Source organism: Clostridium bowmanii, assembly GCF_018861315.1.
In the GTDB taxonomy this organism is placed as follows: domain Bacteria; phylum Bacillota; class Clostridia; order Clostridiales; family Clostridiaceae; genus Clostridium_AD; species Clostridium_AD bowmanii.
The window spans coordinates 31,875-46,514 of the sequence record NZ_JAHLDL010000014.1 but is presented as its reverse complement, the minus strand read 5'-3'; the positions used below and the strand labels follow the sequence as shown (position 1 = coordinate 46,514).

Sequence of the window (14,640 nt, the reverse complement as noted above, 5' to 3'; positions counted from 1 at the left end):
ACTAAAAATGCGTAAGTCTTACTTAATCCTAAGACTTATTCAAATGCATTTCATATAATATGTGCTTTTTTAAAGCAAATAAAAAAAAGTACTAAACAAAAGTTTAGTACTTTTTTTGGAGCTGGCAATAGGAATTGAACCTACAACCTGCTGATTACAAGTCAGCTGCTCTACCGTTGAGCCATGCCAGCAAAAATATGGCGACCCAGAAGGGACTCGGACCCTCGACCTCCGCCGTGACAGGGCGGCACTCTAACCAACTGAGCCACTGGGCCATATATGGTGGGAACAACAGGGTTCGAACCTGTGACCCTCTGCTTGTAAGGCAGATGCTCTCCCAGCTGAGCTATGCTCCCATATATGTTTTATTGGTGACTCCTAGGGGAATTGAACCCCTGTTACTACCGTGAAAGGGTGGTGTCTTAACCTCTTGACCAAGGAGCCATGTTAATCTATTAAGTTTTTTTTGGAGCTGGCAATAGGAATTGAACCTACAACCTGCTGATTACAAGTCAGCTGCTCTACCGTTGAGCCATGCCAGCGAGAAAAAAAATGGCGACCCAGAACGGACTCGAACCGTCGACCTCCGCCGTGACAGGGCGGCACTCTAACCAACTGAGCCACTGGGCCATATATGGTGGGAACAACAGGGTTCGAACCTGTGACCCTCTGCTTGTAAGGCAGATGCTCTCCCAGCTGAGCTATGCTCCCATATATGTTTATTGGTGACTCCTAGGGGAATTGAACCCCTGTTACCACCGTGAAAGGGTGGTGTCTTAACCGCTTGACCAAGGAGCCATACTAAATTGTTATTTATTCATCATGTGCTTCCGTCTCGCAACCCAACATAAACTATAATACATAATTTTTGCTGAAGTGTCAACATGTTTTCTTAATTTTATTTATTTATTTTTTTATAACAGCACAATAATCCAGTGATTTCAACGGTTTGTCTTATATAAAAAAATTAGTATAACTTTGGCAATATTTTAAACTTAACCAAATAATTATAAATAAACCATATACTTTTTCATAGGATAAAATAAAAGTCATATTAAACCTAAGTGTTTTAGGGTAAAATCATAGGAGACACACTTAATATTACAAATATAATTTATTTCTCGAAGGGAGAGATTTTCTTGAAACATTCTCTTATAATAGTTGGCGGAGGTGCCGCTGGTTTAACCTCTGCACTTATAGCAAAAGATTTAGGAATAGACGTAGCCATAATTGAAGGCTCCGACAGAGTAGGTAAAAAAATATTAACCACCGGTAATGGAAGGTGTAATATCAGTAATACAAATATAAATATAGATAGATATCATAGTGAAAATCCAAATTTCTCTAAAAATACACTAGACTCTTTCACCATAAATCATACTATAGATTTTTTTGGTAATTTAGGTATACCTCTAGTAACTTTAGATGGCGGTAAAATGTTTCCTATGTCATTACAAGCTTCATCAGTGCTTGACATACTGCGCTTTTCTTTAGAAGAAAAAAATATTCCTGTATATATAAATACAAAAGCTAAACAAATCATAAAAAAAAATAAGTGCTTTAAAATTTTAACCGCAGACGATATTACATATGAATGTGAAAAACTAATTATTGCTACCGGCGGTAAATCTTCCCCTAAGACAGGTTCTGACGGCTCCGGATACACATTGGCTAAACAATTAGGGCACAGCGTAATATCTCCTGTACCAGCTCTTGTACAGCTTAAATTAAACTATGATAGACTAAAGGCACTATCTGGAGTGAAATTCGACGGTAATGCAGAAATATTCATAGATAATAAATCCATCCAAAAGGAATTTGGAGAAATACTCTTTACTGACTACGGCATCTCCGGACCTCCAATTCTACAACTTAGTAGAACTGCATCCTATGCCTTAGCTAAAAACAATAAAGTATCTCTACATATTGACCTGTTACCAACAATTTCTGCTGAAGATCTAAAAATATTTTTAGAAAGTCATTGGTCTATATTCAGGGATAGATCCCTTAATGATTCACTCATTGGAATAATTAATAAAAAAGTAATTCCAATAATTTTAAAACATGCGAAAATAGAAGATATTCATAAATCATGCTGTGATCTTGAACTTACAGAAAAAAATTCTATATATGAACTATTAAAAAAATGGAAATTTGAAGTTTCAGGAACTAATTCTTTTTCCAATGCGCAAGTCACAGCGGGTGGTATTAATACAAAAGAAATCAACCCTCAAACTCTAGAGTCTAATATTGTTCCAAATTTATATTTTGCTGGAGAAATTTTAGATGTAGATGGCGATTGTGGTGGTTTCAACCTTCAATGGGCCTGGAGCTCTGGCGCTATTGCAGCGATTAATGCTTCCAAATAGGAAATAATCGTTCTATTAATAGATAAATCTTTTTTCTTGGAGTATGCTATAACTAAAAGTATATGTTGCTGGAATGCTTTCACGTCGCCAAGTAATTCTAAACTTATTTTATTGAAAAATACTAAAAAGTGCAAACTCGCTTACGCTCAAACATGCACTTTTCTTAACGTATCTTCCGTTAAAATAAGTTAAGAATTACTAAGGCTTATTCAAAGCATTCTACGCAACATATACTTTTGTTAGCATGCTCCAAGAAAAAATACCTAATTTTACGAATTATTATTATGAGGAAATAGCAATTTTTAAGAATCAAGCCTCTCAAAATAATTAAAATCCACATTTATTCCCGAATTCAATTTTATACGATTCATTACAGCTAAGGGGTTGAATATGATTTCAATGAAGTATCAGACATTTATAAGAAGTTTTCAAATAATTTTCAGTTTAATTTCAAGGATAGTTATTATAAAAATCATTTTAGGATTATATTGTAAAATGATACAACAAAAACCGACTCCTCTAAATAGATAAGTCGGTTTTTATATGACTATGACCTCAATATTGTCTAACATAGCCTTATTAAAAATTCCTAAATTACTTTAACCAAGTACTTTCTAAAAGGGTAAGCTCAGTTCCCTCTTCATTTACGATTTTGTGTCTACATATTACATTATTTTCTGCTCTTATAATTTCCGTACTTACCTTTATGGTTTCTCCATAAGTTGTTTCTTTTTCGTAGGTTACTTTAATATTCTTTAAAACATAATCTAAAACTATGTCCTTAGGCATTGTCTCTAGTGCCCAAGCAACATATTTTACATTATTTACGTGCACATTAGTATCAATGTCACTATATCTAACTTGGAAACTTTTTTCGCTGTCTACTGTATTTATTTCCGGTATATTAGGAATATCTAAAGAAGCATTATTGCTATTATCTATACCATAAGCCACGTACATATCTTCAGTAATTCTTATGGGCCTTCTTCTATTTGTATTTATTAGAATCCACACAGAATTGGCATATCCTATCTTATTTCCTTTAGAATCAAGAATTTCATACTTCCTATATGCATAAAATTTTCTGAATGAATGTGCAAAAGTTTTCACCTTTATATTTTCATTCAATAGTGGATAGGACTCCATTGTTATGTCCCATTTATATAAAACCCATGCCATGTTATTCTCTTTAAGGTGTCCTATACCCACTCCTAAAATTTCACTTTGATACATTGCCATATCACCGAGATAATCTATAATGCTTGTAATTAAAGCTCTTTTATGGATATCTACTTCATAGTAATGAATATTATAATCTCTATCCGTAACTGCTGGAATTCTAATCATATTTTGCCTCCTATATTTAATATTAATAAACAATTTTTATTATTCTTATGTAATTTTAGTTTCTTTGTGTTAAAATAATATCAAACTAAATGACTAAAGTAAGCCTTTGTTATTTTAGCCATTTATATCTTATTCTACTACATACTTAAAGAATCTTACAAATAAAAACGTATTACCCTTATGATTGTATTAAGCTATATATTAAGTTTTAAAAATTTTTTTTATCTATTTAATTTTTGTAAAATAAGTGATAAAATATTGTTGTCGGTATTCGTTATGAAACTGAACTATAAATGCAGATTATCAATATAATCGACTTATATCCTTATGGAATAAGAGCGGAGGGAAATTATGATTAATAATTCTATGAAAATCAGAAGAATAAAAACAAGTCAATTAACAACAATCGGTATGCTATCAGCTATTTGTGTAGTCCTTGGATTAACTGGATATGGGTTTATTCCACTTCCTGGTGCCAAAGCTACCATTATGCACATTCCAGTTATTATAGGCTCAATAATAGGGGGACCTATGGTTGGAATGACTATTGGATTAATTTTTGGTGTTTTTAGCATTATGCAAAATATTATGGCTCCAAATTTACTATCTTTTGCTTTTATAAATCCTCTAGTATCCGTATTACCAAGAGTTCTTATTGGTCTTACTTCTTACTATGTTTACAAACTAAACTTCACTAAAAATGATAGCCTAAAAATTGGCCTAGCTACCGTAATTGGTTCTTTAACTAACACTTTTGGTGTTCTTACTATGATATATATTTTATATGCAGCTAAATTTGCTGCTTCTAAAGGCATAGACCCGTCTATTGCTGCCAAGACCATTTATGGTATAGCCGTAATAAATGGTGTCCCAGAAGCTATAATAGCTACTATAATTACCATACCTGTAATCCTGTCAATTAAAAAGATAAAAAAATAAGAAAAAAGACACCTAGCATTTTTGCTAAGTGTCTTAATTTTTCTATGCGTTTAATTTAGCCATTAATGCTTCTAAATCAAGACCATGAACCATTGCTGCCTCTTCTATTGTTTCAGCTTGTGCTGAAGGACATCCTACGCAACCCATTCCAAAACCCATAAGTACTTCAACTGAATCTGGATTTGATCTTACAACTTCACCAATTGTCATATCCTTAGTTATTTTCATATTATCTACCTCACTTTTTTTAAATTTAAAATAATTATATCAGACTTTAACTAGCAATTAAATAAAAATATTTATTTAACTTTAATTATCATTCTCATTATATTTTATATACTTCTATTTTACAAGTACGCACTTTTTTAATCTTAAGTATATACTTGTATACCTATATATCATATTTCTACACTACTTATAATTCCCTATAATATATAAGACATACATATTGCAAAGATAATATTTACAATATGTACGTCTTATTTATTTCTATATTTCAGTTAATACCATTGTTTGGTCTCTTTTAGGTCCTACTGATACTATAGAAACTTTAACTCCTGTAAACTCTTCAATTTTCTTTAGGTATATTTTTGCATTTTCAGGAAGTTCATCATAACTTCTTGCCTCTGCTATATTTTCATCCCAGCCGTCAAACTCTTCATATACTGGAACGCAACTCGCCAAATCCTCAAGACTTGCTGGAAAGTAATCTATTATGCTTCCTTCAAATTCATACCCTACACAAATCTTGATTTTTTCAAGACCTGCTAAAGTATCTATTTTAGTTACAGCAAAACTAGTAAGTCCTGATATTCTTGCTGCAGTTTTTAGTATAACAAGATCAAGCCATCCGCATCTTCTTGCTCTGCCTGTTGTTACACCAAATTCAAAGCCTTTTTCGCGAATCCAATCTCCTACTTCATCATTAAGTTCTGTTGGAAATGGTCCTTTTCCTACTCTTGTAGTATAAGCTTTCGCTATTCCTACAGCATTTGTTATCATAGTAGGTCCTATTCCAGCTCCTATACAAACTCCACCTGCAATGGTATTAGAAGAAGTTACAAAAGGGTATGAACCATAATCTATATCAAGTAGTGTTCCTTGTGCTCCTTCAAATAAAACATTTTTTCCTGATTTAATTGCATCAAAAACTTTAACCGATATATCTTTTACAAAAGGTCTCATTTTTTCTGCATACTCTAAATACTGATTGTATATTATATCAAAATCTAAAGCTTTTCCACCCAAAACTTTTGTTATTATATCATTCTTCATTGCTAAACTAGTTTTAAGTTTTTCTTTAAAAACATCTTTTTTAAGTAGGTCACATACTCTAATTCCGCTTCTTTCAGCCTTATCAGTGTAACAAGGGCCTATACCTTTTTTAGTAGTTCCAATATCATTTGTACCTCTAGCTATTTCATATAAATTATCTAACTCTTTATGATAAGGCATTATAACTTGAGATCTATCACTAATCATTAATCTCTCTGGAGTTATTTTTTCGCCTAATGCTTCTAAGTAGTCCATTTCTATAAATAACGCTTCTGGATCTACAACCACACCATTTCCTATTACATTTAATTTATCTTTATATAATATTCCTGATGGTATTAAATGAAGTTTATATTCTTTTTCCCCTACTACTACAGTATGACCTGCATTGTTTCCGCCTTGAAATCTGACAACAACGTCAGCTCCCTCTGCAAGATAATCCGTCATCTTACCTTTACCTTCATCTCCCCATTGGGCTCCTAAAATAATAAATGCTGACATATAAATTCCTCGCTTTCTTTCATTTCGCAATAAAATACTACAATTCTTTAATTGTTAAATTACTGCGGTTGTGAATTTTTATTGCTCATATGTACTTACCTTTTGAATTATACTCTTTTAATATTAATATAACCAACCATTTCAGTTAATTAATCACAGTCTTCTTTATCTGATATATCTCTTGCTACAATTACACCAGTTGTAGATGCTTGCATTAGACCTCTAGTTATTCCTGCTCCATCTCCTATAGTGTACAAATTACCAATAGTTGTTTCAAATTTGTTATTTGTACTAATCTTACTAGAATAAAACTTCACTTCTACTCCATATAGTAATGTGTTTTTGCTATATAACCCTGGTGCTATCTTATCAAAAGCCTTTAATGCTTCTACTATAGAAGTTAAGTGCCTTTGTGGCAGTACAAAGCTTAAATCTCCTGGCACCGCTGATTTTAAAGTAGGAACAGTGGTTGATTTAGCTAATCTGTGATAATCTGTTCTTCTTCCCTTTAGTAAATCTCCCAATCTTTGAACCATTATACCCCCGCCAGTTAACATGTTCCCTAGCTGAGCTATATATTTTCCATAATCAATAGGTTGATTAAATGGCTCTGTAAAAGTAGTAGATACAAGCATTGCAAAATTTGTATTAGTTGTTCTAAGCTTTTGATCTGAGTAACTATGTCCATTTACAACTGCAATCTTATTATCATCATAATATTCTGCTGATACCACTCCACCTGGGTTCATACAGAAGGTTCTAACCTTACTGTCAAAGGTATCAGAGTAATATACTAATTTTGCTTCATATAAATCTTTTGTTAAATGATCCATAACGGAATTAGGTACCTCTACGCGAAGTCCAATATCTACTGCATTATTAGTAACCTGGATATCATGTTTTTTAGCTTCATTTGAAACCCATTCTGCCCCACCTCTACCTGGTGCAGCTACAACGTACTTAGCATTAACCTTAACTAGACCGTCTTTACTTTTTAATAATACCCCAGTAGCTTTATTATCTTCTATCAATATTTCTTCCACTTCACTAAGTTCAACAAACTCCGTATTGGTATTATCCATTAAATGATGGTACATAGATTTTAAAACTTCATAGGCAAGTTCTGTTCCTAAATGTCTTACAGGGCATTCAATAAGACGAATATTATGTTTACTTGCTTCATATTTAATTTCATCAACTTTATCACTATTAAGTCCATATACCTTTTCATTTGCTCCAAATTTTATATATATATCATCACAATACTTTATTAATTTTTTTGACTCTTCTTCAGAATAATATTCAAGAAGTCTTCCACCCACCTCTGGGCTTAGGGAAAGCTTACCATCTGAAAAAGCTCCAGCACCTGACCATCCAAATGTTATCCCACAAGGATTACACTTAACACATTTTCCATTAGCTCTAGCTGGACATTTTCTTTTCTCTATACTTCTTCCCTTATCAATTATAAGTACACTAAGTTCAGGTTTTTTATTTGTAATTTCTAGTGCCGTAAATATACCCGCAGGTCCGGCTCCTACAATAACTACATCGTAAAAATTTTTCATTTTACATATCCTCCTTGTACTACTCTAGGGTAACTAACAATGTTTGTTAGCCTACTTAATAATATCAGAGCTACCTACCACAGTCAATATAAAACGCGAATATTAATATTTTATTTATAATAATAGTTCGTATAAATTTCTAGTTTTCATTCCCCCTATTAGATAAATTCTATTTTTTATACTACATCATTTAAAACTTTACGGTACACAATATTTTGCATAATTAGCATTTTATTTATACATTAAAATTAAAAATACACTTATTCACATTGACTGAATAAGCGCATTTTTTCATACTAGATAATTTTAGTTTTCCCATAAATCCTCTGTCAATTTTTCAATTTCTTTTCTTCTTTTACTAGTTTCGTCTATGTTAATAGTTATATTTTCTGATATCTGTATAACCATTCCCTCCTCTACTCCTAGTGGTAATCTCTTTTTATTTATGTTAACCATTTTTCCATCTTGAAGCTCTACTACCGCATACTCTCCTTCAAATCTATCTACTATTCCCTTCATTTTTATCACCTTTTACCAATGATTTTTTTCTATTTATTAATAAAACTCTTATAAATACTTAGATTATCTAGGGACCATATTCTTTCTGAAAATTTACCTTGCTCTGTATCCGTTAATGCTTTATTCATATCATACATTCTTGCATCCATTATATCTAAATGATGTAGCATTTCAGCTTCCGGTATCATAGGTTTCTTGGGGCTTCCATAGTCCGCTTCATAATGATGTGCAAGCACCATATGTTGTAATAATATAGTTACTTCCTTATCCGCCTTAACCTGAAGACTTGCTGTTTCTATCATTTTAATTCCTTGAACTATATGGCCTATAAGTTGACCTTCTACTGTATACTCGGACACAATACCAAGCTCGCTAGCATTCATTTCATATATTTTGCCAATATCATGAAGTATTATACCTGCATATAGTAAATCTGTATTTAGAAAAGTATAAATTTCACTTAATTTTTCTCCTGCCTTAAGCATGGTGGTAGTGTGATATAAAAGTCCTGACCTTATAGCATGGTGGTTAGACTTAGCAGCAGGGTAATGCATTAGCTTTTCTTCATTATCACTTAGAATATTTGTAACTATATTTTGAATATCTGTATTTTTAATTTTAGATAGATAATTTAGAATATCATCATACATTTTTTCCGGTGAATAAGGTGCCACTGCAACATAATCGCAAATATTAACCTCATCTGCTTCTTCTGTAAGTCTTATCATTTCAATTTTTAATTGAAGTTTTCCCCTCCACTCATTTACGGTACCTTTAATTTTGACTAGTATATTCGGTTTAAATTTACTTTCTAATTCTTCATTTGATTCCCAGAGTTTTGCATTTATATCCCCTGTAGCATCTCCTAAATTAAAATCTAAATATTTATTTGTATTACTATTATTGGTAACCTTGCTATCTACAGATTTTATAACAAAAAAACTTTCAATCCTATCACCTTTTTTTATTTCGCTTATCTTCTTTATTTCCATATTTATCTCCTTATATTGTCGTTAATATTATTATATATATTACATTATGCTGATACAAATCATCAATATTTCATTATATATTAAAAAAAATTACACAACTTAAATGCACACTTCAATTATACATCATTATTGTTTTTCCTCCAATATTATTATTTTCTAATTAATCTTACCTTTAAATTCCATTAAATATGATAAATGAAGTTACCCTAAGTTACATAGGTTTGGGAAAATTTATACTTTGTACAAAATTAAAAAATCCTTCAATTAAAAAGGATTTTTTAATTTTCTCTTTATAATATGAATTCTACATAGTCTATTTTTAAATATATCAATATCTTCTTTTTTAATGTTATTTATAAATCTAAATATTACTTCACTTAATAATACAGCAAATACCAAATCTAATACCACATGCTGCTTAACAAATTGAGTAGATATAATTATAAGCACCCCTATTATATTAAAAACAACCCCCGTAACTGTATTATTTTCAGTATGATTAATCCCCTTAATTATAATATAAGTTGTTGTGACATGCATACTTGGGAAGCAATTGAACGGATTGTCATTTTTATATATCATATTTACTAATTTAGATAACATATCTGCACCAGTAACTATTGGCCTAGGTACTGTAGTTTGAAAGATAACATAGATAACATAACATATCAAGATGCCAAGGTTTAAACTAATAAGAGAAGTATAATAATTCCTACGATTTTTCATGCATAAGTATATTAACCCTATAGCAACATATCCATACCAGGTTATGTAGGGCAGTATAAATATTTTAAGAAATGGTATTGCCTTATCTACATTTGTTACTAAACTATTTATATTCCCATCCCCATTATTTAGAAGTTTATAAAAAATAATAGAAAATATAATAGATGCCATAAAACACAATGCCATTAAGTCTTTTTTAAACTTTTTCATATTATATCATCTCCTAGTGAGGTTTAATAAAATTCCATTAAATTTAAACTTTGACCTATACACATTTTCTGCAGTATATGGATTAATATACATCTTTTTTAACTTTATATGAAAAATCTCCTAATAGAAAAAAAGCCTAAGTATCACTACTTAAGTTCTTTTCTATATTATAAAATTGGAGCTGAAAAAGGGGATCGAACCCTCGACCTACGCGTTACGAGTGCGTTACTCTACCAACTGAGCTATTTCAGCATATCTAAAGAGGGGTTATCCTCTTTAGTAATTATACATGTTTCTATTTAAATGTAACCCATCTGCATCAGTAAATGAATTAGTAGCAATTAAAATCAAATCAACTAATATCCATATTCCAAAACCACCGCCAGTTAAAATCATTAGAATTCCAGTACCGGTTTTGCCTACATAAAATCTATGAATACCAAGTGCACCTAGAACAACACATAACAATAGTGCAACTAACCAATTTTTCTCACTAATAGTCCTCGCTTCAGTCTTATTAGTTTGAATTAACATATTAATACCACAGGTTTTACAAAAATTAGATCCATCATCATTTTGAGCTCCACAATTATGACAGAACATAAAATCACCCTTTTCATATTATTTTAATGCTTATTTACATTTTATCATATGTGGCAACATTTTACTATATATATGATATTTATTCAAACTATAAGGACATATCTTTCACACAATTAAGTTTTTTCCTATAATCACTTTCAATAGCATCAATGTCCATCTCTTGCTGTTCTTTCTTTATTCTTTTAGCACCATTTGTATCATTAACTTGTGATATTGAATTTGGTGCAGCACTTTTAAAAAGCTCTCCAACTATATTACCTATATATTCTTTAACTTCAGGATTATCTAAAATATTTGCAATATCTACTGTATCCAATTGCTTAACTTTATTCCCGTAGTCCCTATAAAATCTTAAAGCCTGCTTTATGAGCTTAGAATTATTGATACCCTTCTTCTCCATATTGCTCACATAAGTAATTAAGTCTTTATCTGTATCCTCACCTAAGTTTGAAGATACAGTTTTACGGAGGGTTCCCATAATTATTGTCCCGCTTCTGTAGTTACAGCAGCTTCTTTATTTCCATCTAAATACTCAAGCACTAATAATTCTTTATATCTTTCAGCAAATAATATAGCATTAGCGCATTGAGGATCTTTACTATCTATCAGTTTCGGCTCAGTTTTTTTGAACTCATTTTTTAAATATTCCAGTAATAACTCTGCAGGCCCACCTATTATTCTTATATCTTTACAAGTATTGGGTTTAAATGAACTATTGATTGAACTAATTGCTTTCTCTGCATAGGGTCTTAATACCAGGTCTTTAATGTCTTGTAGGACATTTGTCTCTCCAAATGGTAGTTCATTGTCTTCTAAGTATTCTATTGCATCTGATATATCATAATTGCCATCAGATCCTTCTGCAGAGTTAAACTTAGTAAGCAATGCTTCAATTGTTGGCTCAAAACCATGTTGGGCAAAACTACTTGCCTTTGTCATTCCTAGCACCTTGTTACCAAATTCATCTTTTTCATATTTCCATTGAGATACATCTAAAGTACCACCACCAAAATCAAGTAACAACATTGGGTAACTAAACATTTCCATAGTTTCAGCACTTAATGTGCCCCCTTGTTTAAATACTTGTACATCTAAAATTTCTATATCATATGTTATATTATTTATTGTTATAGTTTGCCTCTCCATCTTCTTAATTTCATTTTTAAGTTGGATACTGTGATCTATATAGTATTCCGCAGGAAGTCCAACCGCAAGTCTTACCTTTATCTTAGTTATGCCTTTAAAACTTAGTGCAATAGCATTGAGTAGATTCAACTTATAATGATCTGACATGTATTTGTTAGACTCCATATTAAGCTTACCTTCTTTGTTTCCTACGGTATAAAATTTTCCATTCCAAGTGACGTTACTTATCCCAGTAGCCCTTGAACCATGCTTACTTACAGAAGATACTCGACTAGCAAATATTACATTGGTACTTGTTTTTGTAAAAGTATTTCCTATGTCTACAGTTAATACGGAGGCCAATACTTTTTTTAGCACAGGGTATTTTTTTGATATATCAGTTAAGTTCATTTTTATTTCCTCCTAGTTTTTTCTTTTTATGGTTTGTATTTATATATTCTGTATTTTAATGTAAATCCCTTCTTTTAGAGCAATATTTTTTATAAACATATATCTACATATATTTACATATATGTGTAAACATTTATATATCTACTTATAAATATAAATATATATATCTACAAATATTTATATATATTTACTAAATCAAAGATAGGATAAGAAAACTTATAAGGTTCCCTTATCCTATCTTTGTGCCATCTTTGTTGTATGTTCTCTTCTTTCATCTCATAATTATAATACTAATTATATATAAAAACGTAATAAGATTACTATCCAGCTCAATAAATCATGATTATCTAAGATAAGTTCTTTGCTCTTCCAAATTAACTGCTTTTTTAATGCTATAAATATGTGTATATCTTATAAACATATACATATTTATTTATCTATATCTATATTTGTAAATATATATATATCTACATTTATATATATTTATACAAATGTAGATATATATACACTAGCTTTAGCCCGCTTATCATCTCATTCTTTACAGGTTTATCTAATTAATAATATTCTATATATATGTATTCACTTCATAAAAAATAGACGTTAAGTAAAAACTCACCAACGCCTAAATTTTAAAATTACTTAGCGAAACGAACGCATTTCTAGCGACATATACTTTTAGTTATAGCATCCTCTAAAAAAAATTTTCAGTCTATATCTAATCCCTATGAATAACATCCAATCTCGCAAATTTACTGAATTGACCTATCCATGCAAGTCTTACTGTTCCTACCGGACCATTCCTCTGTTTTGCTATTATACATTCTGCTACATTTTTATCTTCTGTTTCCTTATCATAATACTCATCTCTATATAGGAACATAACGATGTCAGCATCCTGCTCAATGGACCCTGACTCTCTAAGGTCAGATAGCATAGGCCTATGGTCTGCTCTTTGCTCTGGCGCACGTGAGAGCTGTGACAACGCAATAACTGGGCACTGCATCTCTTTTGCAAGGGCTTTAATGGATCTTGATATTTCTGATACCTCTTGTTGTCTACTTTCTGGATTACTGCCAGACATAAGTTGAAGGTAATCAATAACTATCATGTCGATGCCATGCTCCATTTTTAGCTTTCTACATTTTGAACGCATATCCATAACAGAAGTTCCCGCTGTATCATCAATAAATATTTTAGCAGCCGCTAGTGGACCGGAAGCTTTCGCTATATTTTCCCAATCCTTATCTTCTAAATTACCATGTCTAAGCTTTGACATATCAACATTTGCTTCTGAACAAAGTAATTTATATGCAAGTTGCTCTTTAGACATTTCCAGTGAAAATATAGCTACGTTTTTTCCTTCCCGAAGAGCTGCATACTCAGCTAAATTTAACGCAAAGGTAGTTTTACCCATAGAAGGCCTTGCAGCAATAAGAATCATATCTCCCTTTTGGAATCCGGCAGTTTTATCATCCAGTTCTGGAAACCCACTGGGTATTCCAGTAGTTTCGCCTTTATTATTAAAGATTCTTTCTATTTCTAGGAATCCTCTCTCAAGTACGGTATTCATTGGTTCAAAGTCACTTGTATTCTTTCTCTCTGCTATATTAAAAACCTTTTGCTCTGCAAGATCCATTACTGCTTCTACATCGTCTTGTTTATTATAACAATTTTCCATAATATCGGTAGAAGCTCTGATAAGCTTTCTTAAAATAGACTTATCATCTACAATTTTTATATAAGAACTTAAATTAGCAGTAGAGGGTATTGAATTACTTATCTCTGTAATATAAGTAATTCCTCCTGAAGCTTCTAATTTTTCAGAAGAGCGCAAATGCTCCAGCAGTGTAATCATGTCAATAGGTGTGTCCTTTTGATATAAATCAAAAATAGCATTAAATATAACTTTATGAGAATCTCTGTAAAAATCATCGCCTTTTAAAACCTCCACTACTCTCGATATGGCGGTTTTATCTATTAGCATTGATCCAATTACTGATTGTTCTGCTTCTAAATTATAAGGCAGGCTTCTAAGAGGTGTATCCATTTTATTTC

13 protein-coding genes and 9 tRNA genes are annotated in these 14,640 nt (G+C 31.4%); 2 read left to right on the top strand and 20 right to left on the bottom strand.

Annotated features, from left to right (window positions below):
- Positions 1 to 116: 116 nt before the first annotated feature.
- From KPL51_RS11135 to KPL51_RS11100, 8 genes are all read right to left on the bottom strand, one after another.
- A tRNA-Thr gene (locus tag KPL51_RS11135) sits at positions 117 to 191 on the bottom strand.
- Between the two features lie 7 nt (positions 192 to 198).
- Positions 199 to 275: transfer RNA gene (locus KPL51_RS11130), tRNA-Asp, on the bottom strand.
- Between the two features lie 5 nt (positions 276 to 280).
- Positions 281 to 356 (bottom strand) — tRNA-Val (locus tag KPL51_RS11125).
- Between the two features lie 13 nt (positions 357 to 369).
- Positions 370 to 444, bottom strand: a tRNA-Glu gene (locus KPL51_RS11120).
- Between the two features lie 23 nt (positions 445 to 467).
- A tRNA-Thr gene (locus KPL51_RS11115) sits at positions 468 to 542 on the bottom strand.
- Between the two features lie 11 nt (positions 543 to 553).
- Positions 554 to 630: transfer RNA gene (locus KPL51_RS11110), tRNA-Asp, on the bottom strand.
- A gap of 5 nt (positions 631 to 635) precedes the next feature.
- Positions 636 to 711, bottom strand: a tRNA-Val gene (locus KPL51_RS11105).
- A 12-nt stretch (positions 712 to 723) separates the two neighbouring features.
- A tRNA-Glu gene (locus KPL51_RS11100) sits at positions 724 to 798 on the bottom strand.
- Positions 799 to 1,139: 341 nt separating this feature from the next.
- Here KPL51_RS11100 and KPL51_RS11095 point away from each other — a divergent pair.
- Entirely contained in the window at positions 1,140 to 2,369 is a 1,230-nt protein-coding gene (locus KPL51_RS11095; RefSeq protein ID WP_216161024.1) for a BaiN/RdsA family NAD(P)/FAD-dependent oxidoreductase, read from the top strand.
- Positions 2,370 to 2,963: 594 nt separating this feature from the next.
- Here KPL51_RS11095 and KPL51_RS11090 read toward each other — a convergent pair.
- On the bottom strand, positions 2,964 to 3,716 hold the full coding sequence (locus KPL51_RS11090; protein ID WP_216161020.1) for an acyl-[acyl-carrier-protein] thioesterase: 753 nt from the start codon (positions 3,714 to 3,716) through the stop codon (positions 2,964 to 2,966).
- Between the two features lie 351 nt (positions 3,717 to 4,067).
- Here KPL51_RS11090 and KPL51_RS11085 point away from each other — a divergent pair, with 351 nt between their 5' ends.
- Complete coding sequence (locus KPL51_RS11085; protein ID WP_216161017.1) at positions 4,068 to 4,655, top strand: ECF transporter S component; 588 nt, start codon at positions 4,068 to 4,070, stop codon at positions 4,653 to 4,655.
- Positions 4,656 to 4,697: 42 nt separating this feature from the next.
- On the opposite strand, the gene KPL51_RS11080 is transcribed toward KPL51_RS11085, so the two are convergent.
- The 11 genes from KPL51_RS11080 to KPL51_RS11030 all read right to left on the bottom strand — a co-directional run bounded on the left by KPL51_RS11080 (position 4,698) and on the right by KPL51_RS11030 (position 14,632).
- Positions 4,698 to 4,883: a DUF1858 domain-containing protein gene (locus KPL51_RS11080; RefSeq protein ID WP_216161013.1), complete on the bottom strand. Its 186-nt coding sequence runs from the start codon at positions 4,881 to 4,883 to the stop codon at positions 4,698 to 4,700.
- A gap of 261 nt (positions 4,884 to 5,144) precedes the next feature.
- Complete coding sequence (locus tag KPL51_RS11075) at positions 5,145 to 6,431, bottom strand: adenylosuccinate synthase (protein ID WP_216161010.1); 1,287 nt, start codon at positions 6,429 to 6,431, stop codon at positions 5,145 to 5,147.
- Between the two features lie 149 nt (positions 6,432 to 6,580).
- Positions 6,581 to 7,999 carry an NAD(P)/FAD-dependent oxidoreductase gene (locus KPL51_RS11070; RefSeq protein WP_216161007.1) on the bottom strand — a complete coding sequence of 473 codons (1,419 nt, stop codon included), beginning with the start codon at positions 7,997 to 7,999 and terminating at the stop codon, positions 6,581 to 6,583.
- Between the two features lie 306 nt (positions 8,000 to 8,305).
- Positions 8,306 to 8,518 (bottom strand): DUF3006 domain-containing protein, encoded by a 213-nt coding sequence (locus tag KPL51_RS11065; RefSeq protein WP_216161004.1) that lies wholly within the window; start codon positions 8,516 to 8,518, stop codon positions 8,306 to 8,308.
- 29 nt (positions 8,519 to 8,547) lie between these two features.
- On the bottom strand, positions 8,548 to 9,510 hold the full coding sequence (locus KPL51_RS11060; RefSeq protein ID WP_216161001.1) for a 3'-5' exoribonuclease YhaM family protein: 963 nt from the start codon (positions 9,508 to 9,510) through the stop codon (positions 8,548 to 8,550).
- Positions 9,511 to 9,774: 264 nt separating this feature from the next.
- On the bottom strand, positions 9,775 to 10,446 hold the full coding sequence (locus tag KPL51_RS11055; protein WP_216160998.1) for a phosphatase PAP2 family protein: 672 nt from the start codon (positions 10,444 to 10,446) through the stop codon (positions 9,775 to 9,777).
- 176 nt (positions 10,447 to 10,622) lie between these two features.
- Positions 10,623 to 10,698 (bottom strand) — tRNA-Thr (locus KPL51_RS11050).
- A gap of 24 nt (positions 10,699 to 10,722) precedes the next feature.
- Positions 10,723 to 11,049: a TM2 domain-containing protein gene (locus tag KPL51_RS11045; RefSeq protein WP_216160995.1), complete on the bottom strand. Its 327-nt coding sequence runs from the start codon at positions 11,047 to 11,049 to the stop codon at positions 10,723 to 10,725.
- A gap of 88 nt (positions 11,050 to 11,137) precedes the next feature.
- Positions 11,138 to 11,527, bottom strand: a complete 390-nt coding sequence (locus tag KPL51_RS11040; protein ID WP_216160992.1) for a hypothetical protein — start codon at positions 11,525 to 11,527, stop codon at positions 11,138 to 11,140.
- Positions 11,528 to 11,529: 2 nt separating this feature from the next.
- Positions 11,530 to 12,585: a ParM/StbA family protein gene (locus KPL51_RS11035; RefSeq protein WP_216160989.1), complete on the bottom strand. Its 1,056-nt coding sequence runs from the start codon at positions 12,583 to 12,585 to the stop codon at positions 11,530 to 11,532.
- A gap of 715 nt (positions 12,586 to 13,300) precedes the next feature.
- Entirely contained in the window at positions 13,301 to 14,632 is a 1,332-nt protein-coding gene (locus KPL51_RS11030) for a replicative DNA helicase (RefSeq protein ID WP_216160986.1), read from the bottom strand.
- Between the last annotated feature and the right edge of the window lie 8 nt (positions 14,633 to 14,640).